Annotated in this window: 44 protein-coding genes; 4 read left to right on the top strand and 40 right to left on the bottom strand. The window is 35.3% G+C overall.

Annotated features, from left to right (window positions below):
• Window position 1 precedes the first annotated feature (1 nt).
• Together rsmI and M1R53_RS01215 are read right to left on the bottom strand one after the other, a co-directional pair.
• The gene (gene rsmI / locus M1R53_RS01220; RefSeq protein WP_249242792.1) at window positions 2-838 is read right to left on the bottom strand and encodes a 16S rRNA (cytidine(1402)-2'-O)-methyltransferase; all 837 of its coding nucleotides are present in this window, start codon (window positions 836-838) and stop codon (window positions 2-4) included.
• Window positions 825-1,520 carry a tRNA1(Val) (adenine(37)-N6)-methyltransferase gene (locus M1R53_RS01215; RefSeq protein WP_249242791.1) on the bottom strand — a complete coding sequence of 232 codons (696 nt, stop codon included), beginning with the start codon at window positions 1,518-1,520 and terminating at the stop codon, window positions 825-827. Before M1R53_RS01215 ends, rsmI begins: the two co-directional genes overlap by 14 nt.
• A gap of 79 nt (window positions 1,521-1,599) precedes the next feature.
• Between M1R53_RS01215 and M1R53_RS01210 the strand changes: the two genes are divergently transcribed.
• Window positions 1,600-1,860, top strand: a complete 261-nt coding sequence (locus M1R53_RS01210; protein WP_019214323.1) for a DUF1294 domain-containing protein — start codon at window positions 1,600-1,602, stop codon at window positions 1,858-1,860.
• Between the two features lie 63 nt (window positions 1,861-1,923).
• Window positions 1,924-2,091 (top strand): 4Fe-4S binding protein, encoded by a 168-nt coding sequence (locus M1R53_RS01205; protein WP_019214322.1) that lies wholly within the window; start codon window positions 1,924-1,926, stop codon window positions 2,089-2,091.
• A 185-nt stretch (window positions 2,092-2,276) separates the two neighbouring features.
• On the opposite strand, the gene M1R53_RS01200 is transcribed toward M1R53_RS01205, so the two are convergent.
• The 38 genes from M1R53_RS01200 to rpsJ all read right to left on the bottom strand — a co-directional run bounded on the left by M1R53_RS01200 (window position 2,277) and on the right by rpsJ (window position 23,994).
• Window positions 2,277-2,534: a hypothetical protein gene (locus M1R53_RS01200; protein WP_249242790.1), complete on the bottom strand. Its 258-nt coding sequence runs from the start codon at window positions 2,532-2,534 to the stop codon at window positions 2,277-2,279.
• A 124-nt stretch (window positions 2,535-2,658) separates the two neighbouring features.
• Window positions 2,659-3,438, bottom strand: a complete 780-nt coding sequence (locus tag M1R53_RS01195; protein WP_249242789.1) for a hypothetical protein — start codon at window positions 3,436-3,438, stop codon at window positions 2,659-2,661.
• Window position 3,439: 1 nt separating this feature from the next.
• Window positions 3,440-4,765 carry a glutathionylspermidine synthase family protein gene (locus M1R53_RS01190; protein ID WP_487317987.1) on the bottom strand — a complete coding sequence of 442 codons (1,326 nt, stop codon included), beginning with the start codon at window positions 4,763-4,765 and terminating at the stop codon, window positions 3,440-3,442.
• A complete protein-coding gene (locus tag M1R53_RS01185; protein WP_249242787.1) occupies window positions 4,755-5,978 on the bottom strand; it encodes a glutamate--cysteine ligase in 1,224 nt (407 codons plus the stop codon). Before M1R53_RS01185 ends, M1R53_RS01190 begins: the two co-directional genes overlap by 11 nt.
• Window positions 5,979-7,163, bottom strand: coding sequence for a cation diffusion facilitator family transporter (locus M1R53_RS01180; protein ID WP_249242786.1), 1,185 nt, complete (start codon window positions 7,161-7,163; stop codon window positions 5,979-5,981).
• Window positions 7,164-7,166: 3 nt separating this feature from the next.
• A complete protein-coding gene (locus M1R53_RS01175) occupies window positions 7,167-8,213 on the bottom strand; it encodes a class I SAM-dependent methyltransferase (protein WP_249242785.1) in 1,047 nt (348 codons plus the stop codon).
• A 375-nt stretch (window positions 8,214-8,588) separates the two neighbouring features.
• Complete coding sequence (locus M1R53_RS01170; protein WP_249242784.1) at window positions 8,589-9,548, bottom strand: hypothetical protein; 960 nt, start codon at window positions 9,546-9,548, stop codon at window positions 8,589-8,591.
• A gap of 10 nt (window positions 9,549-9,558) precedes the next feature.
• Complete coding sequence (locus M1R53_RS01165; protein ID WP_249242783.1) at window positions 9,559-10,074, bottom strand: HutD family protein; 516 nt, start codon at window positions 10,072-10,074, stop codon at window positions 9,559-9,561.
• A 62-nt stretch (window positions 10,075-10,136) separates the two neighbouring features.
• Window positions 10,137-10,478 (bottom strand): 50S ribosomal protein L17, encoded by a 342-nt coding sequence (gene rplQ / locus M1R53_RS01160; protein ID WP_019214313.1) that lies wholly within the window; start codon window positions 10,476-10,478, stop codon window positions 10,137-10,139.
• Between the two features lie 10 nt (window positions 10,479-10,488).
• A complete protein-coding gene (locus M1R53_RS01155; RefSeq protein WP_249242782.1) occupies window positions 10,489-11,442 on the bottom strand; it encodes a DNA-directed RNA polymerase subunit alpha in 954 nt (317 codons plus the stop codon).
• A 36-nt stretch (window positions 11,443-11,478) separates the two neighbouring features.
• Entirely contained in the window at window positions 11,479-11,877 is a 399-nt protein-coding gene (rpsK, locus tag M1R53_RS01150; RefSeq protein ID WP_019214311.1) for a 30S ribosomal protein S11, read from the bottom strand.
• A gap of 13 nt (window positions 11,878-11,890) precedes the next feature.
• Window positions 11,891-12,244 carry a 30S ribosomal protein S13 gene (gene rpsM, locus M1R53_RS01145; RefSeq protein ID WP_019214310.1) on the bottom strand — a complete coding sequence of 118 codons (354 nt, stop codon included), beginning with the start codon at window positions 12,242-12,244 and terminating at the stop codon, window positions 11,891-11,893.
• 16 nt (window positions 12,245-12,260) lie between these two features.
• Window positions 12,261-12,374: a 50S ribosomal protein L36 gene (gene rpmJ, locus M1R53_RS01140; RefSeq protein WP_019214309.1), complete on the bottom strand. Its 114-nt coding sequence runs from the start codon at window positions 12,372-12,374 to the stop codon at window positions 12,261-12,263.
• Between the two features lie 11 nt (window positions 12,375-12,385).
• The gene (infA, locus tag M1R53_RS01135) at window positions 12,386-12,604 is read right to left on the bottom strand and encodes a translation initiation factor IF-1 (protein ID WP_019214308.1); all 219 of its coding nucleotides are present in this window, start codon (window positions 12,602-12,604) and stop codon (window positions 12,386-12,388) included.
• Between the two features lie 9 nt (window positions 12,605-12,613).
• Window positions 12,614-12,838 (bottom strand): KOW domain-containing RNA-binding protein, encoded by a 225-nt coding sequence (locus M1R53_RS01130; protein WP_249242781.1) that lies wholly within the window; start codon window positions 12,836-12,838, stop codon window positions 12,614-12,616.
• 68 nt (window positions 12,839-12,906) lie between these two features.
• On the bottom strand, window positions 12,907-13,554 hold the full coding sequence (locus M1R53_RS01125) for an adenylate kinase (RefSeq protein WP_019214306.1): 648 nt from the start codon (window positions 13,552-13,554) through the stop codon (window positions 12,907-12,909).
• Window positions 13,555-13,564: 10 nt separating this feature from the next.
• Window positions 13,565-14,824 carry a preprotein translocase subunit SecY gene (gene secY / locus M1R53_RS01120; protein WP_249242780.1) on the bottom strand — a complete coding sequence of 420 codons (1,260 nt, stop codon included), beginning with the start codon at window positions 14,822-14,824 and terminating at the stop codon, window positions 13,565-13,567.
• A 1-nt stretch (window position 14,825) separates the two neighbouring features.
• Window positions 14,826-15,281 (bottom strand): 50S ribosomal protein L15, encoded by a 456-nt coding sequence (rplO, locus tag M1R53_RS01115; protein WP_019214304.1) that lies wholly within the window; start codon window positions 15,279-15,281, stop codon window positions 14,826-14,828.
• A 16-nt stretch (window positions 15,282-15,297) separates the two neighbouring features.
• Entirely contained in the window at window positions 15,298-15,474 is a 177-nt protein-coding gene (gene rpmD / locus M1R53_RS01110; protein WP_019214303.1) for a 50S ribosomal protein L30, read from the bottom strand.
• Between the two features lie 11 nt (window positions 15,475-15,485).
• Window positions 15,486-15,992 carry a 30S ribosomal protein S5 gene (gene rpsE / locus M1R53_RS01105; RefSeq protein ID WP_249242779.1) on the bottom strand — a complete coding sequence of 169 codons (507 nt, stop codon included), beginning with the start codon at window positions 15,990-15,992 and terminating at the stop codon, window positions 15,486-15,488.
• A 16-nt stretch (window positions 15,993-16,008) separates the two neighbouring features.
• Window positions 16,009-16,371 (bottom strand): 50S ribosomal protein L18, encoded by a 363-nt coding sequence (gene rplR, locus M1R53_RS01100; RefSeq protein WP_019214301.1) that lies wholly within the window; start codon window positions 16,369-16,371, stop codon window positions 16,009-16,011.
• 12 nt (window positions 16,372-16,383) lie between these two features.
• Window positions 16,384-16,920, bottom strand: a complete 537-nt coding sequence (gene rplF / locus M1R53_RS01095; RefSeq protein WP_019214300.1) for a 50S ribosomal protein L6 — start codon at window positions 16,918-16,920, stop codon at window positions 16,384-16,386.
• Window positions 16,921-16,941: 21 nt separating this feature from the next.
• Window positions 16,942-17,334, bottom strand: a complete 393-nt coding sequence (gene rpsH / locus M1R53_RS01090; protein ID WP_283162619.1) for a 30S ribosomal protein S8 — start codon at window positions 17,332-17,334, stop codon at window positions 16,942-16,944.
• Between the two features lie 21 nt (window positions 17,335-17,355).
• Window positions 17,356-17,541, bottom strand: coding sequence for a type Z 30S ribosomal protein S14 (locus M1R53_RS01085; protein WP_019214298.1), 186 nt, complete (start codon window positions 17,539-17,541; stop codon window positions 17,356-17,358).
• Window positions 17,542-17,554: 13 nt separating this feature from the next.
• Entirely contained in the window at window positions 17,555-18,097 is a 543-nt protein-coding gene (gene rplE / locus M1R53_RS01080) for a 50S ribosomal protein L5 (protein ID WP_019214297.1), read from the bottom strand.
• 14 nt (window positions 18,098-18,111) lie between these two features.
• Window positions 18,112-18,426, bottom strand: coding sequence for a 50S ribosomal protein L24 (rplX, locus tag M1R53_RS01075; RefSeq protein ID WP_019214296.1), 315 nt, complete (start codon window positions 18,424-18,426; stop codon window positions 18,112-18,114).
• Window positions 18,427-18,443: 17 nt separating this feature from the next.
• The gene (gene rplN, locus M1R53_RS01070; RefSeq protein ID WP_019214295.1) at window positions 18,444-18,812 is read right to left on the bottom strand and encodes a 50S ribosomal protein L14; all 369 of its coding nucleotides are present in this window, start codon (window positions 18,810-18,812) and stop codon (window positions 18,444-18,446) included.
• Between the two features lie 28 nt (window positions 18,813-18,840).
• Window positions 18,841-19,095: a 30S ribosomal protein S17 gene (gene rpsQ, locus M1R53_RS01065; RefSeq protein WP_019214294.1), complete on the bottom strand. Its 255-nt coding sequence runs from the start codon at window positions 19,093-19,095 to the stop codon at window positions 18,841-18,843.
• Between the two features lie 4 nt (window positions 19,096-19,099).
• Window positions 19,100-19,306 (bottom strand): 50S ribosomal protein L29, encoded by a 207-nt coding sequence (rpmC, locus tag M1R53_RS01060; RefSeq protein ID WP_019214293.1) that lies wholly within the window; start codon window positions 19,304-19,306, stop codon window positions 19,100-19,102.
• Window positions 19,296-19,727 (bottom strand): 50S ribosomal protein L16, encoded by a 432-nt coding sequence (gene rplP, locus M1R53_RS01055; RefSeq protein WP_019214292.1) that lies wholly within the window; start codon window positions 19,725-19,727, stop codon window positions 19,296-19,298. The genes rpmC and rplP overlap by 11 nt, the downstream gene beginning before the upstream one ends.
• A gap of 18 nt (window positions 19,728-19,745) precedes the next feature.
• A complete protein-coding gene (gene rpsC / locus M1R53_RS01050; RefSeq protein ID WP_019214291.1) occupies window positions 19,746-20,558 on the bottom strand; it encodes a 30S ribosomal protein S3 in 813 nt (270 codons plus the stop codon).
• An 11-nt stretch (window positions 20,559-20,569) separates the two neighbouring features.
• A complete protein-coding gene (gene rplV, locus M1R53_RS01045) occupies window positions 20,570-20,905 on the bottom strand; it encodes a 50S ribosomal protein L22 (protein ID WP_019214290.1) in 336 nt (111 codons plus the stop codon).
• Window positions 20,906-20,921: 16 nt separating this feature from the next.
• Entirely contained in the window at window positions 20,922-21,206 is a 285-nt protein-coding gene (gene rpsS / locus M1R53_RS01040) for a 30S ribosomal protein S19 (RefSeq protein WP_085839437.1), read from the bottom strand.
• A 10-nt stretch (window positions 21,207-21,216) separates the two neighbouring features.
• Window positions 21,217-22,050, bottom strand: a complete 834-nt coding sequence (gene rplB / locus M1R53_RS01035; protein ID WP_019214288.1) for a 50S ribosomal protein L2 — start codon at window positions 22,048-22,050, stop codon at window positions 21,217-21,219.
• An 18-nt stretch (window positions 22,051-22,068) separates the two neighbouring features.
• Window positions 22,069-22,368, bottom strand: a complete 300-nt coding sequence (gene rplW, locus M1R53_RS01030) for a 50S ribosomal protein L23 (RefSeq protein WP_242824751.1) — start codon at window positions 22,366-22,368, stop codon at window positions 22,069-22,071.
• Window positions 22,365-22,985 (bottom strand): 50S ribosomal protein L4, encoded by a 621-nt coding sequence (rplD, locus tag M1R53_RS01025; RefSeq protein ID WP_019214286.1) that lies wholly within the window; start codon window positions 22,983-22,985, stop codon window positions 22,365-22,367. Before rplD ends, rplW begins: the two co-directional genes overlap by 4 nt.
• An 18-nt stretch (window positions 22,986-23,003) precedes the next feature.
• Window positions 23,004-23,630 (bottom strand): 50S ribosomal protein L3, encoded by a 627-nt coding sequence (gene rplC / locus M1R53_RS01020; RefSeq protein ID WP_249242778.1) that lies wholly within the window; start codon window positions 23,628-23,630, stop codon window positions 23,004-23,006.
• Window positions 23,631-23,679: 49 nt separating this feature from the next.
• Entirely contained in the window at window positions 23,680-23,994 is a 315-nt protein-coding gene (rpsJ, locus tag M1R53_RS01015) for a 30S ribosomal protein S10 (protein WP_019214284.1), read from the bottom strand.
• Between the two features lie 570 nt (window positions 23,995-24,564).
• Here rpsJ and M1R53_RS01010 point away from each other — a divergent pair.
• Both M1R53_RS01010 and M1R53_RS01005 read left to right on the top strand, forming a co-directional pair.
• Window positions 24,565-25,047 (top strand): NADH-quinone oxidoreductase subunit NuoE family protein, encoded by a 483-nt coding sequence (locus M1R53_RS01010; RefSeq protein WP_249242777.1) that lies wholly within the window; start codon window positions 24,565-24,567, stop codon window positions 25,045-25,047.
• Window positions 25,048-25,050: 3 nt separating this feature from the next.
• Window positions 25,051-26,628 carry an NADH-ubiquinone oxidoreductase-F iron-sulfur binding region domain-containing protein gene (locus M1R53_RS01005; protein WP_249242776.1) on the top strand — a complete coding sequence of 526 codons (1,578 nt, stop codon included), beginning with the start codon at window positions 25,051-25,053 and terminating at the stop codon, window positions 26,626-26,628.
• The last annotated feature ends 9 nt before the right edge of the window (window positions 26,629-26,637 follow it).

Below are 26,637 nucleotides of genomic sequence, written 5' to 3'. Positions count from 1 at the left end.
CTTACTCTTCCTTTATCTCAAGCAGCGCCTTGTAGGCGTCATTCTTCTTAAAACCTAGTTCCTTTAACTTGTGTGTCGCATCCTTCATGCTTAGGCCTTCGTCTATAAGTGCTCTTGCAGCTTCGTTTATGTCAATTGTCTCGCCATCATCATCACTATCAAGACCTGTAATAGTGATGACAAATTCGCCACGAGGCTCATTCTCTGTAAAATGGGCTATGGCCTCGCTTATGCGCATATATAAATTTTCTTCAAAAACTTTTGTTAGCTCGCGACTTATAAAAATCATTCTATCGCCATAAACTTCAAGCGCAGTATTTAGAAAGGCAATGAGCCTGTGAGGCGCTTCGTAGTAAATGAGCGGCATGGTATATGATTTGTAGATTTCCATAAATTTTTTGCGCTTAGCGTCCTTTTGAGGTGCAAAACCAATAAAAGCAAAGTGACTAAGGTCTAGGCCACTCGCCATCAGCGATGTGACAAAGGCTGTCGCTCCCGGTATGGCTGTAACGGTGTATCCAGCCTCTCTTGCAGCACGTGCCGCAATCACTCCAGGGTCAGATATGCCAGGTGCTCCCGCATCTGAGACTATGGCAATGCTCTTTCCTTCGCTCAAAAGTTCGATTATATATGATGATTTGTCAATTTCGTTAAATTTGTGATAAGCAAAGAGCGGCTTTTTTATTTCATAGTGCTTAAGTAAAACTCCTGTGTGCCTTGTGTCCTCGCAAGCAATGTAATCAACAGACTTTAGTACGTTTAGCGCACGCAAAGTTATGTCCTCGTAGTTACCTATGGGTGTCGCGACTATATATAAAGTACCTTTATTCATTTCCATAGTAAATCTCCTTTACCTCGTCAGTGTAAGAGCCATCATTGTTATAAACGATTAGCTCCTTCATGTAATCAAAGCCCTCTTTTTCTGACTTTTCCAGCTCTAAAAGTATCATGTTCGACTTTTTCTCTGCAAATGGTTTTATCGCTCTTAATTTTCTAAGATTAATGTCATATTTTTTAAAACTTAAAATTATATCCACAAGCCTTGCTGGTCTGTGAACCATAAATATTTTGCTATATGGCTTAAGTAAATAGCTCGCAGCTCTTGCTATATCGTCCAAATTTAGTAAAAGCTCTTGCCTTTTGTAATCGCCAGAAGCTATGTTATCCTTTGGATTTAAATATGGCGGATTAACTGAGAGGCTATCAAAAGTATTTTTTTTAAAATATTTTTCTATTTCTCTTATATCCACTTCCATAGCCTTGACTCTTTCATCAAGCTTATTTATCTCAATAGATTTTTTAAAAAGTTCTATCGCCTTATGATCAATATCAGCTCCGACGATCTTGGCATCACCATATAAATAGGCAAGCCTTAAAGCGACTATGCCATTACCAGTGCAAAGGTCTATGTGATTTTTCTTAGCCTTGGTAAAATCAGATAAAAGCACTGCGTCTATACCAAAAGAAAAATCATCTTTGTCCTGATATATGTAAAAATTTGTGCCTGATACTTGATCCATAAAAGCCTCCTTATAAATATTATATCATTTATTGTGATTAAAAACAAACAATTTTGGGTATATAAATAATGGTGATAAGATGCTTAAATATTTATTCTATGGCATAAACGTAATTTGCTTCTTGGCATTTGGATTCGATAAATTCAAGGCGGCAAGTGGTGATTACAAGCACAGAACGCCTGAGAAAGTACTTTTAGGACTATCTCTGATTGGCGGAGCGCCACTTGGAGTGGTCTCTATGCTAGTCTTTAGACATAAGACGCAAAAGATTAAATTTTTAACTCTCATGCCTACCATGGCAGTGCTGTGGCTATTTATTTACAAAAAGTATCTGATGTGATACTAATCACTTGACAAATGGACATATATAAATTATAATTAAAATACAAGGGAGGGATAATGAATGGCTTACAAAATTAGCGAAGAATGCATAGCATGCGGACAATGTTTACCTGAGTGTCCAGTTGACGCTATCGCTGAAGGCGAAATCTACATAATAGATGCAGACAAATGCATCGACTGCGGACAATGTAACAGCGTTTGTCCAGTAGATGCCCCACAACCAAACTAGACATAGGGGAATCTCAAGGTCTCACATAGGTGAGGCCTTTTTTCTTGCGATTTTTTATAAATACTTTAAAATATTTTTTGTTTATGAAAATATTTTTGAATTATTTAAATCAAATCATTTTAAATTTATTTATATTTTTGAAAAGAAAAAGTCCATAGACATTTCTATGGACTTAATTTATTAAATTATCTTCTATTTTCAATAGTGAACTTATATGTCTTACCCTCTTCGACCTTAAGTACTTTTAATTGTCTTTCTTTAAGTGGTACTACATATTTATCCTTTGGAAATTTAATCATGCTTGCTTCAACTTTCTTGTCATCAACAGATAAGTATATCTTTGCCTTGATAGCTCGAGTAAAATCAATTACCCCTTGACCTAGCTCTATGTACAAACCATTAGATGACTCAGATCTCATGACTTTTAACTCAAATTCTTTCATCTTGCGCTCCTTTCTTTTAGTCTTTGTATTTGACTTTCTTTTTATTATACCCCAATGTCAATAAAAATACAAGGGTTTCAATAAATTTTTTTAGCCCTTCAATTAGAAAGGCTAAAATTATTTATTATTTAGTAAAATCATCGATAATTTCTTTTATCGCAATCTTTGTTTCTTTATCGTAAACTAAGCCTTCTACATGAGGCCAGTTCTCTTTTTCCTCATTCTTCTTTGCTTTTTCGTATTCTTCCTTATTAACTATAACAATGCTGTTCTTAGGCTCATTAGGAACCTCTTCTAAGAATAGTGACTCGTCCTTTGGATAGCCAGGAACATTGTCAAGGTCTAGCGTAAAGTCCTTTAAGCCTGCCTCTTCAGCTTTTTTGTATAAATCTTTCATAATATCGCCAAAACTTTCGCTCATGCTGTGACTAGTAATCTCTTGAGCAAGTTCTTTATCCGAGTCCACCATTTTCATTAAAGAATCATAAAACCCGTCTCCATCTTCTGGGCTGATTTTTTCTTTTAGCTCGTAATCGTCCCCGTTCTTCTCATAAACAAGTTTTAAAGGCATTTGCATACCAGCTGTGTTTGTAAAAACGTGATCTTCATAAATATAAGCAAGCTCAGTATAAGACAGTATTAGCGTAAGTTTATCAGCTTCTTCCTCTGCTTTTGCAATCTTGACGTATTGAGCAATTATATCGCCTTCTATAAGGTCTGAAACACCCTTAGTTTTTTTAACAAGTTCAACATACTCATCATTTTTCTTATCTTCTTCACTTATCTCGCCATTGTCTTGAGCTGTATTTTCTTTTGTCTCATCAGTTTTAGGCTTATTGCATCCTGTAAATATCATTGCCAAAACCATTAGCATAGATATTATTAAAATTATTTTCTTTTTCATCTTAAGACTCCTTTGCTTTAATATTTACGCCAAGATAATATTGGTGCAAGCTCGAAATGATGTTTTCTTCACCATATCTAGTGTATAGGCCCTTAAACTTCTTATTATATATGAATAGACCAACAATGGATTTAAGCTTTTTCACTTCTAAATTGCCTTTTTCATCAAAAAGAATGACATCTCTTTTGTATGGTTCGATATATTCTTGATAAATGTATCCTGTGCCTACAAATTTTTTCAAAATAGCCTCAAATTCTTTTTTCGAGTGATCCTTGCCGACGTAAACGCCCTTTGATGCATTGTTATCAACTGGTTTAATGATGTACTTATCCTTGTTCTTTAAAACTTCGTCAAAAGTTTCACTTGTTAGCATGGCTGTATAAGGAATGTGTTTTTCAATAAATTCAAGCTCATCCTTTGATAAAAATTTCTTTACTCTATCTTCAAAAAGCTTGATAAATATCCTCTTGTCGTGCATAACTTGACTCTTAAATGAGCCTATCATCACGAATTCATCGTTTAAATAGCCATCTATAAATTCTTGTATCTCGTCCCAATGCTGTACCGCTTCAAAAGTAACTAATCTTCTATAAACAGCATCTATTCTAAAATCGCCCGCATATATGTGGCCATCTTTACGCTTAATATCTCTCACATCGCAAATGATTGTCTTAATGCCTTTCTTTTCGAAGGCTTTTTTAAATTTTTCAAATTCTTCATGCGATGCGCTCTCCATGATATCGACGATGGCAAGATTAAAATCTTCTTTGCCAGTAGTTTCTTTATAAAGCTCCTTGAACTCATCTACCCACGAATCAAAAAGTTCATAATAAGAAAATTCGTATCCGTAGCGCTTTTCCATCTCTTTCATCGCTTCAAGCTCAAGCATGAATGGAGCGACCTCGTTATCTTCATTCATGGCTGAGGAGCCATCGGTATTTAGCTCGCAAAATTTAAATTCATCGCGCGATTTATAGAATATATCGTAGCGACAAATTGGTACGAATGTAGCTAGAAGCGGCTTGTGTATAAGCAATTGCTTCATTTTATTGTCAAAATCAAAAGTATTTCTAAATGCAGATATGGCAACGTATGCTTTAGTAATTTTGTCAGAAATTCTCATCATCATATCAGAAATATATTTAAAAGTTTCTTCGTCCTCTTCTGATACGAAAAATGGCTGATAAATGGCAGGAACCGGCTCGCCTTTATACTTCGCAGTTGATTTTGCGACCTTCGCTAATAATTTTTTATAATCTTCATAATATTTCTCAGGGTCTTCTTTAACTATGTCAATGTATCTTTTGCCAATGGTATTATAATCCATATTTTTCAAAATTTACCTCCCTTATCGATTTATCTGAATTAATCACTTTTTCAAGTGCGTCTAAATAATGTGCTTCATCTCCTAGAGATGATTTAGCAAGTGAAATTAATTTTTTTGCTATATCTAAAAAGCTTTTTTCTTTTAATTTGCCTCTTATGCCGTGCTCTTTGAATGAACCAAGCGCCCTTAAAGCGTCTTCATAAGTCACATCCTTAATCATTTCATAGACTTCATCCAAATTTTGATAGCTTGTAGCCTTGATTAGTGCAACTAAAGCAAGTAGATACTCAATTTGAACTGCGTCCATCATCCTAATCTCGATATATTTTTTCGCGCGAGTGTCAGGGAAGAACATGCTGAGTACATGTTCAACAAGGTCCTTATCTGCCTCGTCTATCCCTTCTATGTCTTTAATCTTAGTATGTCCTGTGTAAATGTCTTTGCCGTTCTTATGTATAAAAATACATGGTCTATTCACAATGTAGTCAGCGTATGAAGCGTATGAAAAATCATCGCCAAAAGCTTCTTTTATGATTGAACAGCGGTCTTTGTCAGTGTTTTTCCATATACTCATTCTTAAACCGTTTTCATTATAGGGCTTTCCTTCGAAAATATTTGCGTTTTCAAAAATTGCGTAAAAAACTGGGCTGAGTGCATTGTATACTCTCATCTTGCGTCTAAAATCTTCTTCGTCTTTGTAATCGATTGACGATTGGGAAGCTGCTGTGCCCTTCATCATATTGTGGCCCATAGTCCCTGTCTCTGAGAAATACTTATACATAAGGTCGTAGCGCTGCTTAGGAAGTATCTTTATCTCATCAATCTTAGTTTTTACATGGTAGCCTCTTTGTAAGATATGATAGCCCCTTTTTTCTACCACGTCCTTTATCTCTTCCATGCGCGCAAAATACTCACTTTCAAGATCTTTGATACGCCAAGCCTTTTTTATGGATAACTCAAATTGACTGCCCGGCTCTAAACTAATTTCAGTTTTGCCTTTTTTCGCGCCAAGCAAAACACCATCTAGATAAACCGCTTCGTAGCCAAGAGCTATTAAATCCTCTAAGATGTCCTTCACACCGCCTTCGTCCCAGTATGTTACAGCCCTATTGTCCTTATCAACTATAAAATTTTCTATCTCAAAACCTATAGCGTAGTCCTTCTCAGACTTTTCTCCACTTCGTATATAATCAATAATTTTATCTCTAATCATTTACTCATCCCCTATATTAGTAAAATTCGGTACTATTCTTAATCTGTAGTCGAAATCCTTTGAAACCTCCTTTTCAAAACGTTTTTTCATCTCATCGGCAAGCGCCTCCTTGTCCTTGCCTTGCATATCATTTAAAACAAGATCCAAAAGTAATAAATCTTTGCCAGACTTGCTGCTAACTATCCTAAAATCATGTAGAGCAACTACACTGCCATCAGATTTGACTGCTTCTTCTATTTTTTTGTAAATTTCATTGCAATTGTCCTCTTCCAAATATGGATCGACATGTATAATTATGGTAATGTTATATTTTTCCTCAAGAATTCTCTCCCAAGTATCTATGACATTGTGAGCTTCTTCAATTGTTAGATGCGCTGGCATCTCAACATCAAAAGAGATATAAACATTGTCAGGACCATAGTTATGTGCGTGAAAATCGTGTACGTTCTTGATAAGTGGCTCTGCATCAAGGTCTTTATGTATCATTTCAACAAGTTCCTTATCTGGCTCCTCACCAAGAATCGGGCCAATAGTTTCCTTTATCATCTCAATACCATTCTTAATAATCATAAGTGAAACGATAACACCAAAGTAGCCATCGATTTGAACCTTTGTAAACAATGAGCTGATCATAGGCACTATAACAACCATGGTTGTAAAAACGTCACCAAGTGAGTCAATGCTAGTTGCCTTCATCGCTTTAGAGTCTATCATATCTCCTGCCTTTTTATTCAAAATTGTTATGAAAACCTTAACAAGTATTGATAAAATCATGATGAAAAAGCTTAGGTGGTCGAACTTAACTATATCTGGATTTAAAATTCTTAAAACAGATGACTTTATGAATTGAAGTCCTATGATGATAACTATGATGGATATCAAAAGTCCTGATATGTACTCAATCCTACCATGTCCGTAAGGATGATCTTTGTCAGCGGGCTTTTCTGATAATTTAAATCCAAGCAGTGTAACCACTGATGAAATCGTATCAAAAATGTTATTAACCGCATCCGCCATGATGGCGATGGAGTGAACGAAGAGGCCAATAAGTACCTTCGCCACACTTAAAATTATGTTAAAAACAATTCCTGTTATCGAAACGAAGTAGCCTGTCTTCTTTCTAAATAGAGCATCTCGCGCGTTTTTGTTTGGTCTATTTATAAAATAAATTAAATTTTCTATCATTTTCTAACCTTCTATAAAAATATTTTCTAAGCCGAATAAATGCTTTATTTTTTCGTATTCATCTATCGCGAGTGGATTTACCTTGTCCTTAAATGCTCTAATCATAAGATTTTTTGGTGTGTGATCCATGTCTATGAATTCAATAATTTCAGATTTGTAGCCATGCTTTTCTAAGTAAAGGCTTCTAAGTGAGTCAGTAACAATGGCTGCGACTCTCTCCTTGAGTATGCCGTGCTTAAGGATTCCATTTAATTCATCAGATTTAATCTTTGAGAAAAGCTCTTTTTGGCAGCACGGAACCGATAGTATAAGTGACGCATTTAGCTCTACCGCCTTCTTAAGAGCGATGTCAGTCGCTATATCGCAAGCGTGCAAAGTAAGCATGATGTCGATATTGTCTTTTTTATCATAATCTTTGATGTCCTTGCACACAAAATTTATTTCATCATAATGAAGAGCGTCCTTAATTTTATTTAAATCACGGACAACATCAGCCTTTAAATCAAGTCCTTCGATGTAAAAATCAAGTTTTCTGATATTCTTAAGATAATAATAAACCGCAAAAGTCAGATATGCCTTGCCACAGCCAAAATCTAAGATGCGTATCTTTTTGGACGTATCAATCTTATCGAGCGCCTTGTCAAAAATTTCAAGATATTTATTAATTTGCTTAAATTTATCGTAGTAGCTATTGTAGACCTTGCCGTCCTCGCTCATAACCTTTAAATAAATTAGAAAATCGACCCTGTCGCCCTCATTAATTATGTAATTTTTCTTTTTATCATGGCTAAGCGCCTTCGCTTTTTTATCAGTTTTTGTGCTTAAAGCCTTTATTTTCCCTTTGTTATTAAAAACTTGATAAGACTCAGAACCAACCGTTATAAAGAGCTGCTTGTAATCATTCATTAGAGCGATAATTTTTTCTTTTGCTTCATTCATCGCAATATTCTCATGAAGAGCTTTTTTATCAATAAATTTTTCAATTTGTAAATGCTCCTCGCCCTTCATGATTATAGTCTTAAATTTAATTTTAGATCCGTCTTTATTCAACGGCCCCGAAAATCAGCCTTGCATCGCCTTATTATTATTTATACCTTCATCTATAATAGATTCAAAATTCATAAAATCACCTATGTATAAATACCCATTGCAAGAAATATTAAAACAGTATAATACGCTAAATTGTGTTACGGGTGGCTAATTAGCTATATCTAAAATGAGTGATAAACATGTAGTAAGCAATAAAAAGCATGTGAGATATAGCCCACATGCTTTTTTACTATTTGATTGAATTTTATTTATTCATCTCTATCCAAATTTTGCTGGAAAAATTGATTCATAACACGAAGTGGAGCTTTGAGGTAAGCGGAGCGTATATAAGATACTCGAGCATTACCGAAAAGCGAACAAGTGTTAGGGGCAATTTTAACGCAAAATTAGATCACTTAAGTGTACTGCTTTATATGCACCTCTAATATAATTACCTAAATACATTGCCTTATCAGCTTCTGGTGATAATATCAATGCATTGTCGATTATTTCTTTATATTGTTCTTCGTTAAGCATTTCTTTTGAATCACCATATTTAAGTGGAGCGATGATTGTGTTATCTAATGATATTTCTTCACCTTTACCATTAACATAGCTTGTGCCTTCTTTAGCTACTCCAACTGGCATAATTTTTAGCTTTGATCCGAAGTAGTCGATTTCGTATGTTTTGCCTAATTCGTATCTGTCTTTTTGATTGTATCCTAAGATTACGTGTGTTGCTTCATCAATTAATAGTGACCAATCTTTAATTCTTAGTTTGTCGCCTGTTTCTAAATCAAGTTTTAAGAAGTTATATAGGTCTCTATTTGCGAAAAATACTGAATCTTTGCCATCTTCGTTTGAAAGTACATATGTTAAAACAGCTTCGCCTTTATTTCTATTTGTATCGTAAGGTTTATCTTCTGTCACTTCATCTAATTTTCTATCCATATAGATTAAATTTTCTAGAAGTCCTAGATAGTTTGCCTTGTTTGCTTCGTCCGCTTCTTTAACGTTTACGTCTATCTTGTATGGATCGTTTGGATATAAGGCATCGTACTTTGCCTTGTTGTCTTGATTCTCTGTGTCCATAAGTGCGTATGCGTTGTTATATTTTTCGTCTAAATTTTCTGCTTTTTTTGTTTCTAATTTTAGTGCATCTTGAGGAAGCTCAGCGTCGCCTTCTTTTGCTTCGGCGTCTTTATCTTCTGTTTTTGTTTCTTCTGTCTTTTCTGTTTCTGTTGTTTCTGTTGTCTCTTTGTTTTCTTCTTTATTTTCTGTTTTATTGCATGCGAATAATGTTATTGTTAGCATTAAAACTAGTACTAACGCTAGTATTTGTTTATATTTTTTCATATTAGTTCTCCTATTGATGTAATCTGATGTAGATAAATTTGCCTTGTAATTCAATGTTCTCTTCTTCACTTTCATATAGGGCATATTTATCTACGTCTTTGCCATTTATTTTAGCTTTTTCAAGGGAAAATATATATTCTCCCTTATTTGTATTCAATTTTTCATTCTCTTTTATGGATATATCTGCTTTTTTATCTTTTTTAATGATGACGTTGAAGTCGCGTGATGGCTCTTTGCTGATGGAGATGACTTTTTCATCTCCCATAAATTCAAAGGCTTCATCTCTCTTTATGATGATGGTTTTATCATCTATTAAAAGTGTTATATCTCCTTCAAGTTTCATTAAATATCTTCTATAGCCTCTAAAGTCTGAAAACTCTGAGCGCTCTAGATCAATCGTCGCTGATGATATCCTTAAATCAAAGTTTCTCTCTTGAAGTGAGGCATTTTCTGGTACTATGCAAAGCTGTGTTGTTTTACCACCTTTCCAAGTGGAAACTATTCTTTTTTTGTTTAAATCTTTCATATTCTAAAAATTTAAGCGTAAAAAAGTGGACTAGTTAAGCCCACTTTATATACATCTTTAACTTATATTAATCTTAATAACGCGATTTCGGCGCCATCACCAATTCTTGGTTCAAGTTTAAATATTCTTGTGTAGCCGCCTTGTCTGTCTGCGTACTTAGGCGCGATTTCTGTAAATAATTTTTTACTTACTTCTTTGTCATAGATGTAGCTTTGTGCTTGTCTGATTGCATGCATATCGCCTCTTTTAGCAAGAGTGATCATCTTATCAGCCATTCTCTTTGTTTCTTTTGCACGTGTAACTGTAGTCTTTATTTCTCCCTCTTTTATAAGTGATGTTACCAAGTTACGAAGCATAGCATTTCTATGGTCAGTTCTACGGCCTAATTTTCTGTATTGTGCCATAAGCTTCCTCCTATTCTTCTTCCTTTAAAAATAAGTTGAGTTCTGCAAGCTTATTCTTTACCTCTTCAAGTGATTTCTTTCCAAGGTTTCTTACCTTCATCATTTCTGAATCAGTCTTGCTAACAAGCTCTTGAACTGTGTTAATATTAGCTCTCTTTAAGCAGTTGTAGCTTCTAACTGAAAGATCAAGTTCTTCTACTTGCATATCAAGCGCTTTATCTTTCTTCTTGTTAGGAACATCTATCATAACTTCAACATCTTCAATACCGTCGGATAATTCCATTAGTAGTCCCATGTGTTCTGTAATGATCTTTGCTGCATAACTTACAGCGTCTACTGCTTTTATAGTTCCGTTAGTCCATACTTCGAGTGTTAATTTATCAAAGTCTGTTATTTGTCCAACTCTTGTATTGTCAATCGATATATTAACTTTCTTTACTGGTGAGAATGATGCGTCTATAGGGATAATGCCTATTTCAGCCTCTGTTTCGTCGCCAGTTCTGTATATATCTGTTAGTTCATAGCCTCTGCCTCTTACAAGGTCCATTTCAATACTTAATTTTCCATCTTCATTTATAGTTGCTATGTGATGATCTGGATTTATAACTTCAACTTCAGGTGATGCGACTATGTCTTTTGCAGTTACTTCTTTCGGTCCTTTTTGATCGATAAGTAGTTTTTGCGGTTCATCTCCTGTGTATTTAAGAACTAAGCTCTTAATATTTAATATTATTTCGCTTACATCCTCTAATACTCCATCAATAGTAGAAAATTCGTGTAAAACGTTTTCTATCTTGATTTTGTTTATAGCTGCACCTGGTAATAAAGAAAGAAGTACTCTTCTTAATGAGTTACCAAGTGTTTCTCCGTAGCCTCTTTCAAGAGGTTCTATAATCATCTTTACATAAGTTCCGTCACTTGTAGCACTTTGTACTTGTACATGTGGCTTTTCTATTTCAATCACAATTAACCCCTCCTTAGACTAAAAGTATATATATAATTATACTCTTCTTCTCTTAGGTGGTCTGCAACCGTTATGAGGTATAGGCGTAACATCTTTGATCATGTTAACTTCAAGTCCTGTTGCTTGCAGACTTCTTATAGCTGCTTCTCTACCAGCTCCTGGTCCTTTTACGTAAACTTCTACAGTTTTTAGACCGTGTTCCATAGCTTTTTTAGCTGCTGTTTCAGCTGCTTCTTGTGCTGCGAATGGAGTTGATTTTCTTGAACCTCTAAAGCCTAATTGTCCAGCACTAGCCCATGATAATACATTTCCTTGCATATCGGAAATAGTTACCATTGTGTTGTTGAAAGATGAAGAAATATGAGCTTGGCCTTTTTCTATGTTCTTTTTAACTCTTCTTTTAGTTTTAGTTTTTGTACCTTTTTTAACTGCCATTTACTCTACCTCCTTACTTATTACCTGCGTTAGGGCCTTTTCTAGTCCTAGCATTAGTCTTTGTTCTTTGTCCTCTTACAGGAAGATTTCTTTTATGTCTAATTCCTCTGTATGAGTTTATTTCACGAAGTCTCTTTATATTTAGAGCAACATCACGTCTTAGGTCACCTTCAACCTTAATGTGATCAATCTTGTCTCTGATTTGATTTACTTCTGCTTCTGTTAAATCCTTAACTCTTGTATCAGGATTTATACCGCATTCACTTAATATTTTTTGTGAAGTTGAAAGACCTATACCGAATATATATGTTAATGATATTTCAACTCTTTTATCTCTAGGGATATCAACACCTGCAATTCTTGCCATTAAGCTACACCTCCTATTAACCTTGTACTTGTTTATGTTTTGGATTTTCGCAAATTACCATAACTTTTCCGTGTCTTTTGATAATTTTGCATTTATCACAAATTTTTTTAACTGATGGTCTTACCTTCATTTTATCTCTCCTTACTTCTTACGCCAAGTTATACGACCTCTCTCCAAATCGTATGGAGAAAGTTCGACATTTACTGTATCTCCGGGTAAAATCCTTATATAATTCATTCTTAATTTTCCAGAGATATGACATGTAATTATATGTTCATTTTGAAGCTTCACCTTGAATATAGCGTTTGGTAGTGCATCGACTACTACGCCTTCAAGCTCTATAATGTCTTTTTTAGCCATTTTGTCCTCCTAATGTTCCTCTATCAAGAAAGGTTCTAGATACTTTCTTATTTGACTGTTTGTTAATCTTGAATTTTCTTCAACTTTCTTTTGAAAATCTTCAACTATTGTATGATATACGATTAAGTGCTTAATTTTCTTAAGCTTTGGCTTCTCTAGCCTTCTTAGTTTGCCGTCAACTAAAAGCACGTGCTCATCATCAACAACATCGTATACTAAAAACAGTCTCATCATATCTCTTCCGGATTTAGATTTAACCAGCTGTCCTACTACAATATCTTTTGTAGATTCCATCGTTTCACCTATTTACCCAATTTAGATTTTATCGATTCAAAAGTCTCATCAATAGAAAGAGTTCCATCGATATTCAATATAATACCTTCTTTTGTGTAGAAATCTACTAAAGGCTTTGTTTCGTTGTCGTAAACATCGATTCTGTTTTTAACAGTTTCTTCGTTGTCGTCCTTTCTAGTAATAAGAGCTTCGCCATCATAATCACAAATGCCTTCTTCCTTTGGAGGATTGTTGGCAATGTGATAGCTTCTTTGGCACTTAGGGCACACTCTTCTTCCAGTGATTCTATCGATTAAGAATTTAGAAGGTACTTCTATGTTGATAACTGCATCTAGCGGCATATCAAGCTTAGTAAGCATGTCTTTAAGTGCTTCTGCTTGGCTTATATTTCTTGGGTAACCGTCTAGTAAGAAGCCATGTTCTTTAAGATCATCTTTTGATAATCTATCCATAACCATGTCATTAACAAGTGAGTCTGGAACTAAAAGTCCCTTATCCATGTACTCAGTTGCCTTCTTACCAAGTTCTGTACCGCCTTTAATATTCTCTCTAAACATATCTCCTGTAGAGATGTGTTTTACTTTATAATGTTCAACTATCTTATCACTTTGAGTTCCTTTTCCAGCTCCTGGAGGTCCTAAAATTAATAATCTCATTTACTACCTCCTAGCTTAAGAAACCCTTGTAATGTCTCATCATCATTTGAGCTTCGATTTGCTTGATTGTTTCAATAACAACACCTACAACGATTATGATACCTGTACCAGTAAAGTGTGTTTGCATCTTTAAGATTGCTCCAAGCACTATTGGTAGTGTAGCAAGTATTGCAAGTGATATAGCTCCAACAAGACCAATTCTTCTAACGATCTTTGCTAAGAAGTCGCTAGTTGGTCTACCTGGTCTAATACCAGGGATGAATCCACCGTTTTGTTGTAAATTTTTAGAGTATTCAATTGGATTAAATTGAATTTCGTTATAGAAGAATGTGAAGAATATAATTAGTAAGATGTTTAATATAGCAAATGCTACTGAATTATATCCTAAATATGTTTCCATAAACTTACCAAATGAACCTCCTGTAATCATTCCGATTGTTTGGAAAGCTCCAAGGAATGATGTTGAGAAGATAACTGGCATAACGCCTGCCATGTTTACTTTGATAGGGATGTGTGTTGATTGTCCGCCATACATCTTTCTACCAACTACTCTTTTGGCATATTGAACGCCAATTCTTCTTTCGCCTTCTTGTATTGCTACAACGAAAGCAACTATAGCTATCATAGCGATAACCATAACTATAACGTTGATTAGACTATATTGTCCAGCTTTAGTTAATTTAAAGTATTGTCCTACTGTATCAGGAAGTCTTGCGATGATTCCTAGGAAGATGATAAGGGAAATACCATTACCAACGCCTTTTTCAGTGATTTGATCACCTAGGAATACTAAGAATTGTGTACCAGCTACTAAGCAAAGTACCATAAGTAATTTTGCCCAAGTTCCGCCAGTGATTGTTCCTCTTAATAGTCCAAATACTGTACCGATACCTTGAATTATAGCTAATATTATAGTTAGGTATCTTGTGTATCTGTTAATTTTCTTTCTACCAGTTTCGCCTTCCTTAGCTAGTTCTTCTAGCTTTGGTATAGCTACTGTTAAAAGTTGTATGATGATAGATGCGTTGATATAAGGATATATGTTTGATGCAAATATACTTAATCTTGATAACGCTCCACCAGCCATCATATCTAGAAAGCCTAAAAGGCTTGAGTCATTTGCAGCGAAAAAGCTTTGTAGAGCATCTCTGTTTACAAATGGAAGTGGAATAAAGTTTCCAAGTCTATAAATGAAAAGCATAGCAAGAGTGAATAAAATCTTTATTCTGATCTCTTTAACTGCCCATGCGTTCTTTAGAGTCTTAAACATATTATTTCACCTCTACCTTTCCGCCCTTTGCCTCAACCTTTTCTTTAGCACTTTCACTTATTCTTTCAACGTTTAGATTGATTTTCTTTTCTAGTTCTCCGTTACCTAAAACCTTAACGCCGTTAGCTGTTGCTAAGCTCTTCTTAACTAAGCCTCTTTCGATAAGTTTTTGTGTATCTACAGTCTCACCATCATCAAAGACATTTAAGCTGGAGATGTTAACTATAGCATATTCTTTTCTGAATATGTTTGTAAAGCCCCTCTTAGGTAATCTTCTGAATAATGGCATTTGACCACCTTCGAATCCTGGTCTTACTCCTCCACCGGATCTAGACTTTTGTCCTTTTGTACCACGACCAGCAGTTTTACCTAGGCCTGATCCAATACCTCTACCTCTACGAGCAGCTTTTTTACCGATCTTTCCGCCTTCTTGAGCTTGTAAATTATTTAGCTTCATCTTTACACCTCCTTAATTAGTCTACGATTTCAAGCATGTAGTCTACTTTGTGTATCATCCCTCTAATTTGTGGGGTATCGTTCTTTTCTACTACTTGTCCTATCTTTCTAAGACCAATAGCTTTAACTACCTTTATATGATCAGAAGGTTTACCTATAAAACTTCTCTTAAGTTTAATTTTAATTGTGTTCATACTTAAACCTCCTATCCTAATAATTCTTCTACTGATTTTCCTCTTGCTCTAGCAACATCTTCGGCCTTCTTTAAGTTCATAAGTCCGTTGATTGTAGCGTTTACAATGTTACGAGGATTGTTTGATCCAAGACGTTTAGCAGAAATATTTTCAATACCTGCAAGTTCACATACGGCACGGATAGCAGAAGATGCCTTAACACCTGATCCCTTAGGAGCTGGCTTTAAGAATACTTTACCTGCGCCATAAACGCCTTTAATTTCGTGTGGGATAGTTGTATCAACTATCGAAACTTCGATTAGGTGTTTCTTAGCGTCTTGTACTGCTTTTCTAATAGCTTCAGGTACTTCAAGTGCTTTACTCATACCAACACCAACGTGTCCTTGTCTGTCTCCAACAACAACTAAGGCCGAGAATCTAAAGTTTCTACCACCCTTTACTACTTTTGCAACTCTGTTTATAGAAACTACTTGTTCTTCAAGATCAAGAGTTGCTGCATCAATAATTAAGTGTTCCATTAATTCCCCTCCTTCGTTAAAATTTAAGACCTGCTGATCTAGCTGCTTCAGCTAGTTCTTTAATTCTACCATGGTAGATATAACCTGCTCTGTCAAATACTACTTCTTCTATGCCTTTTTCTTTAGCGATTTCACCAATTTTTGTTCCAACAGCTTTAGCTGCTTCAATGTTTGATGTTTTCTCTAAATTTAAAGACTTATCAAGTGTTGAGCTTTGAGCAAGTGTCACACCATTAACGTCATCTATTAGTTGTGCATATATATGTTTATCACTTCTAAATACACATAGTCTTGGTCTTTCTTGAGTACCGGAAATCTTAGATCTGATTCTTAAGTGTCTTTTTTGACGACTTACTTTTTTTGCTTCTTTGTTTATCATCTAATTATCCTCCTACTTACCAGTCTTACCAACTTTACGTCTTACATACTCGTCAGTGTATCTAATACCTTTTCCTTTGTATGGTTCTGGCATTCTGAATGTTCTGATGTATGCAGCGTATTGTCCTACTTTTTGTTTGTCTAGTCCTTTAACAACTATCTTGTCTTGTTCTGGCACTTCAACTGTGATTCCTTCTGGATCTTCTAGTTCAAGTGGATGTGAAAAGCCAAGTGTTAAGGCTAATTTATTTCCATTCTTTTGTGCTCTATAACCTGTACCTATAATAGTAAGTTCTTTTGAGAAACCTTCTGTTACACCTGTAACCATATTATGGATTAGTGATCTAGTTAGGCCGTGTAGAGCTTTTATTTTCTTTTCATCATTTGGACGTTCAACATGTAAGATACCATCTTCAATCTTGATTGTAAGATCTTTACAGATGTTTTCTTTAAGTTCGCCCTTTGGTCCTTTTACAGTAACTACTCCGTCATTAACTTTAATTTCAACGCCTTGAGGTACTGTAATAGGTTTAAGACCTATTCTTGACATTATTACTCCTCCTAGCTAATTTTACCATACATAGCAGATTACTTCTCCGCCCACTTTGTCTTCTCTAGCTTTTTTGTCTGTCATAAGACCATGGGATGTAGAAAGTATTGCTATACCTAATCCACCTAATACTTTAGGCACTTCGTTTGAATTTACATATATTCTAAGTCCGGGTTTAGAAATTCTCTTTATACCGGAAATTACTCTTTCTTTGTTTGGAAGGTATTTTAGTTCAACTCTTATTATGCCTTGCTTTTTGTCATCTACGATTTCAAAGCCTTTTATATATCCTTCATCTAAAAGTATTTGAGCGATTTCTTGTTTAATTCTTGACTTCGGAATATCTACTGAATCGTGTTTTTGTGAGTTAGAATTTCTGATTCTTGTAAGCATATCCGCGATTGGATCCGTCATCATATTACATCACTCCTCCTTCTACCAGCTTGCTTTTCTTACGCCAGGAATTTCTCCCTTATATGCTAATTTTCTGAAGCATATACGGCAAATTCCATATTTTCTAAGGTAACCATGAGGTCTTCCGCAAATCTTGCATCTGTTATACTCTCTTACCTTGTATTTTTGTTTACTTTGTTGCTTAGCAACCATTGATTTTTTAGCCATCTACTTCCTCCTTTTACTTTCTAAAAGGCATACCAAGAAGCTCTAAGAATAATTTTGCTTCTTTATCAGTATTTGCTGTAGTAACAATTATGATATCCATACCTCTGATTTCATCTACTTCATCGTATATGATTTCAGGGAAGATTAATTGTTCTTTAATACCTAATGCATAGTTTCCTCTACCGTCGAATGAAGTGCTGCTGACACCTCTAAAGTCTCTTACTCTTGGAAGAGCGATGTTCATTAACTTATCTAAGAAGTAGTACATTTTGTCTCTTCTTAATGTTACTTTACATCCGATCTTCATGCCTTCTCTTAGCTTAAAGTTAGCTATAGATTTCTTAGCGTGTGTAATAACAGGTTTTTGTCCAGTTATTAACTCTAATTCTTTTAAGGCACTTTCAAGAACTTTTGGATTTTCTTTAGCGTGTCCTAAACCGATGTTGATAACAACTTTATCTAGCTTAGGAACTTGCATTATATTATCATATCCTAATTTTTCCATCATTTGAGGCACAATTTCTTCTTTGTACCTTGTTTCCAGTCTGGAAGCCATCCGTTCTACCTCCCTTATTTGTCTAATGTTTCTCCGTCGGCTTTCATGTATCTAACTTTCTTGCCGTCTTCCAAAACTTTATAGCCTACTCTTGTACCTTTTTTAAGTGATTCATTATAAACCATTACGTTAGAAACATGTATTGCTCCTTCTGATTTAATAATTCCACCTGGTTCTTGAGGTCCACGAGCTTTTTGGTGTCTTGTTTGAATGTTTATTCCTTCAACAACAACACGGTCTTTCTTTGGTAATGCTTTTAAAACTTTACCTGTTTTTCCTTTATCTTTACCGGCAATAACAATTACCTTGTCGCCTACTTTAACGTGCATAATTTAACCTCCCTTCATTAAAGAACTTCTGGAGCTAGTGATATTATCTTCATATAACCACCAGTTCTTAGTTCTCTAGTTACAGGTCCAAATATACGAGTTCCAACAGGATTTTTATCTTCTTTTACGATAACTGCTGCGTTATCATCAAATCTTATATATGATCCATCTTGTCTTCTTATTGGTTGTGTTGTTCTAACTATAACAGCTTTAACAACGTCTCCTTTTTTAACAACGCCTCCTGGTGTTGCATTTTTAACTGTGCAAACCACTATATCGCCCACTCCGGCATACTTTCTTTTACTGCCACCTAAGACTTTAATTACTAGTACCTCTCTGGCTCCGGAGTTATCAGCTACTCTCATTCTTGATTCAGATTGTATCAATTTATTAACCTCCCTTCCTATAAAAGGACTATTTTGCTTTTTCTATAATTTCTACGAGTCTCCATCTTTTTGTCTTAGATAGTGGTCTTGTTTCCATAATCTTTACAAAATCGCCAACTCTTGCTTCGTTGTTTTCATCGTGAGCCTTAAATTTAGTAGTTCTGTTAACTCTCTTCTTATATATAGGATGACTAACTTTTGTTTCAACTGCAACAGTTATTGTCTTTTCCATCTTATCAGAAACTACTGTACCTGTTCTAACTTTTCTAAGATTTCTTTCCATTGATTTAAGCCTCCTTTACTTGAGAAAGTTCTCTTTCTCTGACAATTGTTTTCACTCTAGCAATGTCTTTTTTAACTTGAGAAATTGTCTTTGGGTTTTCTAATTGTCCGGTAGCTAATTGGAATCTTAGGTTAAATAGTTCTTTTTTAAGCTCTTTTTCTTTTTGATTTAGTTCTTCTGTTGTTAAATCACGTATTTCTTTAACCTTCATTAGCTTCACCACCTTCTTCACGAACTACAAATTTAGTTTTTATAGGAAGTTTCATTGCTGCAAGTCTTAGTGCTTCTCTTGCTATTTCTTCTGAAACTCCACCCATTTCAAATAATACTCTACCTGGTTTTACTACTGCAACCCAATACTCTGGAGCACCTTTACCGGAACCCATACGTACTTCTGCAGGTTTCTTTGTTACTGGTTTGTCTGGAAATACTTTAATCCAAACATTTCCACCTCTTTTTATATATCTTGTCATCGCACGACGAGCAGCTTCTATTTGGTTTGCTGTCATCCATGTTGGTTCTAGTGCTTGTAGGCCATATTCTCCGTAAGTAATTGTGTTACCTGAATATGCTTTACCTTTCATTCTGCCTCTATGAACTCTACGATGCTTTACTCTTTTAGGCATTAACATAGTATGTTTTCCTCCTTACTAATTTTCGTTATTAGCGTTTTGTGCTTCGTTAGCTTCTGGCTTAAAGCCTCTTCTGTTATTGTTATTTTTTCTGTCTTTAAAGCCTGTATTTTGGTTGTTATTTCTTCTTCTCTTTTTGAAGTCTTTCTTTTTGTCGTCTTGACTTCTCTTTTTAAAGTTTTTCTTTCTTTCGTCAGTTACTTCTGGAAGTACTTCTCCTTTATATAACCAAACCTTTACGCCGATCTTGCCGTATGTTGTGTTTGCTTCTGCAAAACCATAGTCAATATCTGCTCTAAGTGTTTGTAGAGGTATTGTTCCTTCTGAATAACCTTCGCTTCTAGCCATGTCGGCTCCACCAAGTCTTCCGGAAACTTGAGTTTTGATACCCTTTGCTCCTTCTTTCATTGTTCTTTGGATAGCGCCTTTCATTGCTCTTCTGAATGTGATTCTTCTTTCTAGTTGGAACGCAATGTTTTCTGCTACTAGTTGAGCATCTAAGTCTGGCTTTCTTACTTCTTCAACGTTTACTAAAACTGTCTTTGTAGTAAGTCTTTCGATTTTTTTCTTAAGTGCTTCTATACCTTCTCCGCCTCTACCGATTACGATACCAGGTTTTGCTGTATATATAGTAACTTTAATTTTCTTTCTTGTTCTTTCGATTTTTAATTTTGAAACTCCTGCTTGGTAAAGCTCTTTTTTCAAATATTCTCTTATCTTATAGTCTTCTACTAAATTATCAGAGAAACTTTTCTTGTCGGCATACCAATTTGAGCTCCAATCTTTTATAACTCCGACTCTTAGTCCGTGTGGATTTACTTTTTGGCCCATTTCTTACCTCCTTATTTCTCGTCTGATACTACAACTGATAAGTGTGCAGTTCTCTTTAGTATTGGATAAGCTGAACCGTGAGCCTTTGGTCTGTATCTTTTCATTCTTGGTCCATCAGTTGCTTGTGCATCCTTAACATATAGTTTGTCTCTATCTAAGTCAAAATTGTTTGTAGCGTTTGCTATTGCAGATTCAAGTACTGCTAATAGTTCTCTTGCGCCTTTCTTTGGTGTAAACTTTAAAATAGAAAGAGCTTCATCAATATGTTTTCCCCTAATTTCGTTGCATATAAAGTGAACTTTTCTAGGAGATATTCTAATATATTTAGCTATTGCTTTTGCTTCCATTTATATCCTCCTTCTATTATTTTACAGCTGCTTTTTTGTCGCCTTTAGCAACATGGCCTCTGAAAGTTCTTGTTAAAACGAACTCTCCAAGTTTATGTCCCACCATATCTTCTGTTATATATACAGGAACGTGTTTTCTACCGTCATATACTGCTATTGTGTGTCCTATGAATTCTGGGAAGATTGTTGAACGTCTTGACCATGTTTTTATAACTTTTTTATCGTTAGCTTCATTCATAGCTTCAACTTTTTTCATTAAGTGTTCGTCTACGAAAGGTCCTTTTTTAATCGATCTTGCCATTTAAACCCTCCTACTTGTCGTTTCTTCTTCTGATTATATACTTATCAGAATGTTTCTTTTTCTTTCTAGTCTTAAGTCCTAGAGCAGGTTTACCCCAAGGTGTCATTGGTGATGGTCTACCTATTGGTGCTCTACCTTCACCACCACCATGTGGATGGTCTACTGGGTTCATCGCTGAACCTCTTACGTGAGGGCGTCTTCCTGTTAATCTCTTCTTACCAGCTTTACCCATGTTAACTAGTTCGTGGTCAAGGTTACCTACTTGGCCGATTGTTGCCATACAGTCTAGTAAAACAACTCTCATCTCGCCTGATGGCAATCTTAATTGTGCGTAGTTACCTTCTTTACCCATAAGTTGTGCGTATGAACCAGCGCTTCTTGCTAGTTGTCCGCCTTTTTCTGGTTTCATTTCAATGTTGTGGATTAGTGTACCTACTGGGATGTCTCTTAATTTAAGTGCGTTACCTACTTTGATATCGACATGTTCTCCTGCTTCGATTTTATCTCCAACATTTAATCCTACTGGATGAAGGATGTATCTCTTTTCGCCGTCTTCGTATTGAATTAGTGCGATGTTTGCTGTTCTGTTTGGATCGTACTCGATGTGAGCTACTGTTCCAACAACGCCTATTTTATTTCTCTTAAAGTCGATAATTCTGTATATCTTCTTAGCTCCCCCGCCTCTGTGACGAGATGTGATTCTACCAGTGTTGTTTCTACCTGAGTTTTTCTTAATGCTTTCTACAAGTGACTTTTCTGGTTTAGCTCTTGTGATAAGCTCAAAAGCAGGTGATGCCATCATTCTTCTGGACGGAGTAGTTGGTTTATATGTTTTAATAGCCATTAAATTTCCCTCCTATCACTAATTTGACATGCCTTCAAAGAATTCAATTCTCTTTGAATCTTCCTTAAGTGTAACAATGGCTTTTTTCCAGTTTGGTCTTCTACCTTCGTGTGCGCCTTGTCTTTTTAACTTACCTTGCATGTTCATTGTGTTTACTTTTTCAACCTTTACACCAAAAACGTTTTCAATTGCTTTTTTGATTTCAGATTTATTGATTCTTCTGTCTACTTTGAAAGTGTACTTACCTTCTTCCATATCGCTCATAGACTTTTCTGTAACTATGGGTTTTATGATTATATCATGTGGATTAAGCATTATTTGAACACCTCCTCGATAGTTTCTAAAGAAGCTTTTGTAAGTATCATATTGTCATGTCTTACTATATCATATACGTTTATGTTTCTTGCTTCACTAATCATTGTGAATGGTATATTTCTAAAAGCTCTTTGTGTGTCTTTGTCGTTATCTTTAGTAACTATATATGCTTTCTTTGCGTTAAGATTTTGTAGTGCTTTAAAAGCGTATTTTGTCTTAACTTCTTGTAATTTTATATCATCTACTATAATAAGCTCATTATCACGAACTTTGTTTGAAAGAGCTACCTTTAAAGCTAATCTCTTTAACTTCTTAGGAAGTTTGTATCCATAGCTTCTTGGCTTTGGTGCAAATACAACTCCGCCGCCCTTCCATTGAGGACTTCTTGTACTTCCTTGTCTTGCTCTACCTGTACCTTTTTGTTTCCAAGGTTTTCTTCCGCCGCCTCTAACTTCAGCTCTTGTTAAAGTGCTTTGAGTTCCTTGACGTTTGTTCGCTAAATGATTAACTACTACTTGGTAAATAAGATGAGGGTTATCTTCTTGATTAAAGATGTCATCATTTAATTCAATTGTCTCAAGTTCTTTACCTTCCATGTTTAAAACTTTATAACTTGGCATTTTAATCCTCCTTTAGCGCTATTTCTTTATTGCTTTTCTAACAGTAATTAAACCTTTCTTTGGTCCTGGTACAGCACCTTTGATTAGGATAATTCCGTTTTCTTTATCTACTCTTACTACTTTTAGGTTTTGAACAGTTACTCTTTCATTACCCATGCGGCCCATCATTCTATGGCCCTTAAATACTTTTCCTGGCCATGTTGCAGCACCCATACCACCTGGCATTCTGTGGAATTTTGAACCGTGTGATTCTCTACCTCTACCGAAGCCGTGTCTTTTTATAACACCTTGAGTACCTTTACCTTTTGATGTTCCGATAACGTCTACAAATTCAACGCCGTCCATGATTTCAACTGTGATTTCATCACCTAAGTTGTATTTTTCTACATCTTCTACTTTAAACTCTCTAAGGTATCTTTTGTAGCTAGCGTTAGCTTTTTTGAATTGACCCTTACGAGGTTTGTTTACATTCTTTTCATTGATTTCTCCAAAACCAACTACTATAGCGTTGTAACCGTCTGTTTCAACAGTTTTCTTTTGAACAACTACCATAGGTCCGGCTTGAAGAACTGTAACTGGAACTAAGTTTCCTGTTTCTTCGAAAACTTGTGTCATTCCAATTTTCTTTGCTAAAATTCCGTTCATTAACTGCACCTCCATAATTTACAGCGGATTTTAAATAAAATCTTATAGATTATAGTTTTATTTCTATATCTACACCTGCAGGCACGTTCATCTTCATTAGTGCATCTACAGTTTTGTCATTTGGTTCAAGGATATCGATTAGTCTCTTGTGAGTTCTTTGTTCGAATTGCTCTCTTGAATCTTTGTTAACGTGAACTGATCTTAAAATTGTTACGATTTGTTTTTCTGTTGGTAGTGGAACTGGTCCTGATACCTTACAACCTGTCTTTTTAGCAGCTTCAACAATTCTTTGAGCTGATTGATCTAGTAGTGTGTGATCGTAAGCTTTAAGTCTAATTCTGATTTTTTGTTTTTTGCTTGACATTTGATTACCTCCATGTAATATTTTTTTACTTCTTAGAGAGTCAACTCTTACACACGCATCCGTGCGTTTTCTCTAAGCGTAAATAAAATATGCCAATCAATCGCCTACTTCAGTCTCGAGTAGACTTGCATGAAACTAGGGAAATTACCACATCACGCAACAAAAAACATGATGCGCAACCTTTCTTAGTCATAGCCATTTGATTTAAGCACTCATATATTATACATAATAAGCTCTTGTCTGTCAAGGGTTTTTTTAATTATTTTTTAATTATTTTTTATTTTTTTATATTTTTTTCTCTTCTTTATATATAAGGCAATAATTTTTTTATAAAATAAATTTATTTTCATATCTATGCTTTGATATAAATTATTTTATAATTTTATTAAATAAGTATTAATATTTTTAATAATTATTTTTAATAACGAAAATTATTATCTTATGTGTAATAAAAAATATATTTATTAAGTTTTTATCCAAATGCTTTAATATAGTAATTATCTCGTTGACAAAAAATCGTTTTTATTATAAAATATTATTAATAATATGCAAATATAAAGGAGGTAAATTATGGCTTTTTGTTTTAACAAAGATCGTGCTAAATTTGATGAGTTCTTAGAGTTTGTAGAAGGAAAAAAGAACGATAAAGGCGCTGTTATGCCTGTTCTTCAAGAAGCACAAAGACTCTTTGGATACATACCTGAAGAGATTGTAGACTTTATGGCTTTGAAGCTTAATAAACATAGCAGCGAAATTTACGGCGTTGCATCGTTTTACAGTCAATTCACTTTTAAACCTAGAGGAAAGCATTCTATATGCATCTGCTTAGGTACTGCCTGCTACGTTAAGGGAGCCGACAAGCTTTTGGATGACTTCTTGAAGGAGTTAAATGTAGCTAAGGGCGAGGCAACAGCTGATGGACTTTTCTCTATCGTTGAGACTAGATGCGTTGGTGAATGTGCTTTGGCACCTGTTGTAACTGTTGGTGACGACGTTTATGACCACGTTAGTGAAAGTCAAGTCACTGAAATTATTAATAAGTATAAGGAGTAGTATATGAATAAGGAAAATCTATTAGAAATTCAAAAGAAAACTAAGGATCTTCTTCTTGATAGACTTAAAAAAGACGGCTCTTTTAATATTGACGGTGACAAGATTACTAAAAAAGGTGAATTTTTCGAAAAACAGCACCGTATAGTTTTAAAAAACTGTGACATAATAGACTCATCGTCTTTAGACGAATACATAGCATTAGGCGGATATTTCTCTCTTGAGAAGGCGCTTAATATGAAAAGAGAAGATTTAATAAATGAAGTAAAGACTTCTGGTCTAAGAGGCCGTGGTGGAGCGGGTTTCCCTACAGGAAGAAAATGGGAAGCAGCTTTTCTTCAACCAGAAGGTATAAAATATATAATTTGTAACGCTGACGAAGGTGACCCAGGTGCCTACATGGATAGGTCTGTTTTGGAAAAAGATCCGCACAGCGTTTTAGAGGGCATGGCCATCTGCGCTTATGCTGTTGGTGCTCAAAAGGGCTTTATCTACGTTAGAGCTGAGTATCCAAAGGCTGTTGAAAGCCTAAAAGTTGCTATAAAAAAGGCAAATGAAAACAATTTACTTGGTGATAATATTTTAGGAACTGACTTTTCTTTCCAAATCGAGCTTCGTCTAGGTGCAGGTGCTTTCGTGTGCGGTGAAGGTACTGCTCTTATGGAATCTATCGAAGGAAAGCGTGGTATGCCAAGAAATAAAGAGTACAGAACTACTGAGAGAGGTCTTTGGGGCAAGCCAACTGTTATCAACAATGTTGAAACTTTTGCTAACATCGCTCAAATTATTGATCATGGCGCAGACTGGTTCAGATCCATCGGCACTGAAGATTCGTCAGGAACTAAGGTTTTCTCACTTGTTGGTAAGGTTGCTAACTCAGGACTTGTTGAGGTACCTATGGGAACTACTATTAGAGAGATAGTTTTTGACATAGGCGGAGGTATTCAAGGCGGTAAAAAAGCTAAAGCTGTTCAAACTGGTGGACCATCAGGCGGCTGTATACCAGAGAGACTTTTTGATACAAAGGTCGACTTTGCATCTCTTAAGGCTATAGGCTCAATCATGGGCTCTGGCGGTATGGTTGTTATGGACGAGGACGACTGCATGGTAGACGTTTCAAGATTCTTCCTAGAGTTCTCTGTTGATGAATCATGCGGTAAATGTACACCTTGTAGAATTGGTAACAAAAGGCTTCTTGAGCTACTTGAAAAATTAACTTCAGGCAATGGTAGTGAAGAAGATATAGAAAAATTAGAGGATTTATCCATAATCGTGAGCAAATCATCACTATGTGGACTTGGTCAATCGTCTCCAAATCCAATACTTTCAACATTAACATACTTTAGAGACGAATACATGGCTCACGTTGGTGAGAACAAGACTTGCCCAGCTAAGAAGTGCAAAAACCTACTTAACTACTTTATTACTGACAAGTGCATCGGATGTACAAAATGTGCTAGAAACTGCCCTGTTAACTGTATTGAAGGAAAAGTTAAGGAAAAACACATTATTGACACAGCTAAGTGTATCAAGTGCGGCAATTGCAAGAACGTCTGCCCAGTTAAGGCAGTAGTATTGGTATAGGAGGTACTT

The sequence above is a fragment of the Fenollaria massiliensis genome, from assembly GCF_023347705.1.
Classification (GTDB): domain Bacteria; phylum Bacillota; class Clostridia; order Tissierellales; family Peptoniphilaceae; genus Fenollaria; species Fenollaria massiliensis.
The sequence above is the reverse complement of the archived record's forward strand: the minus strand, read 5'-3'. Positions and strand labels throughout refer to the sequence as shown.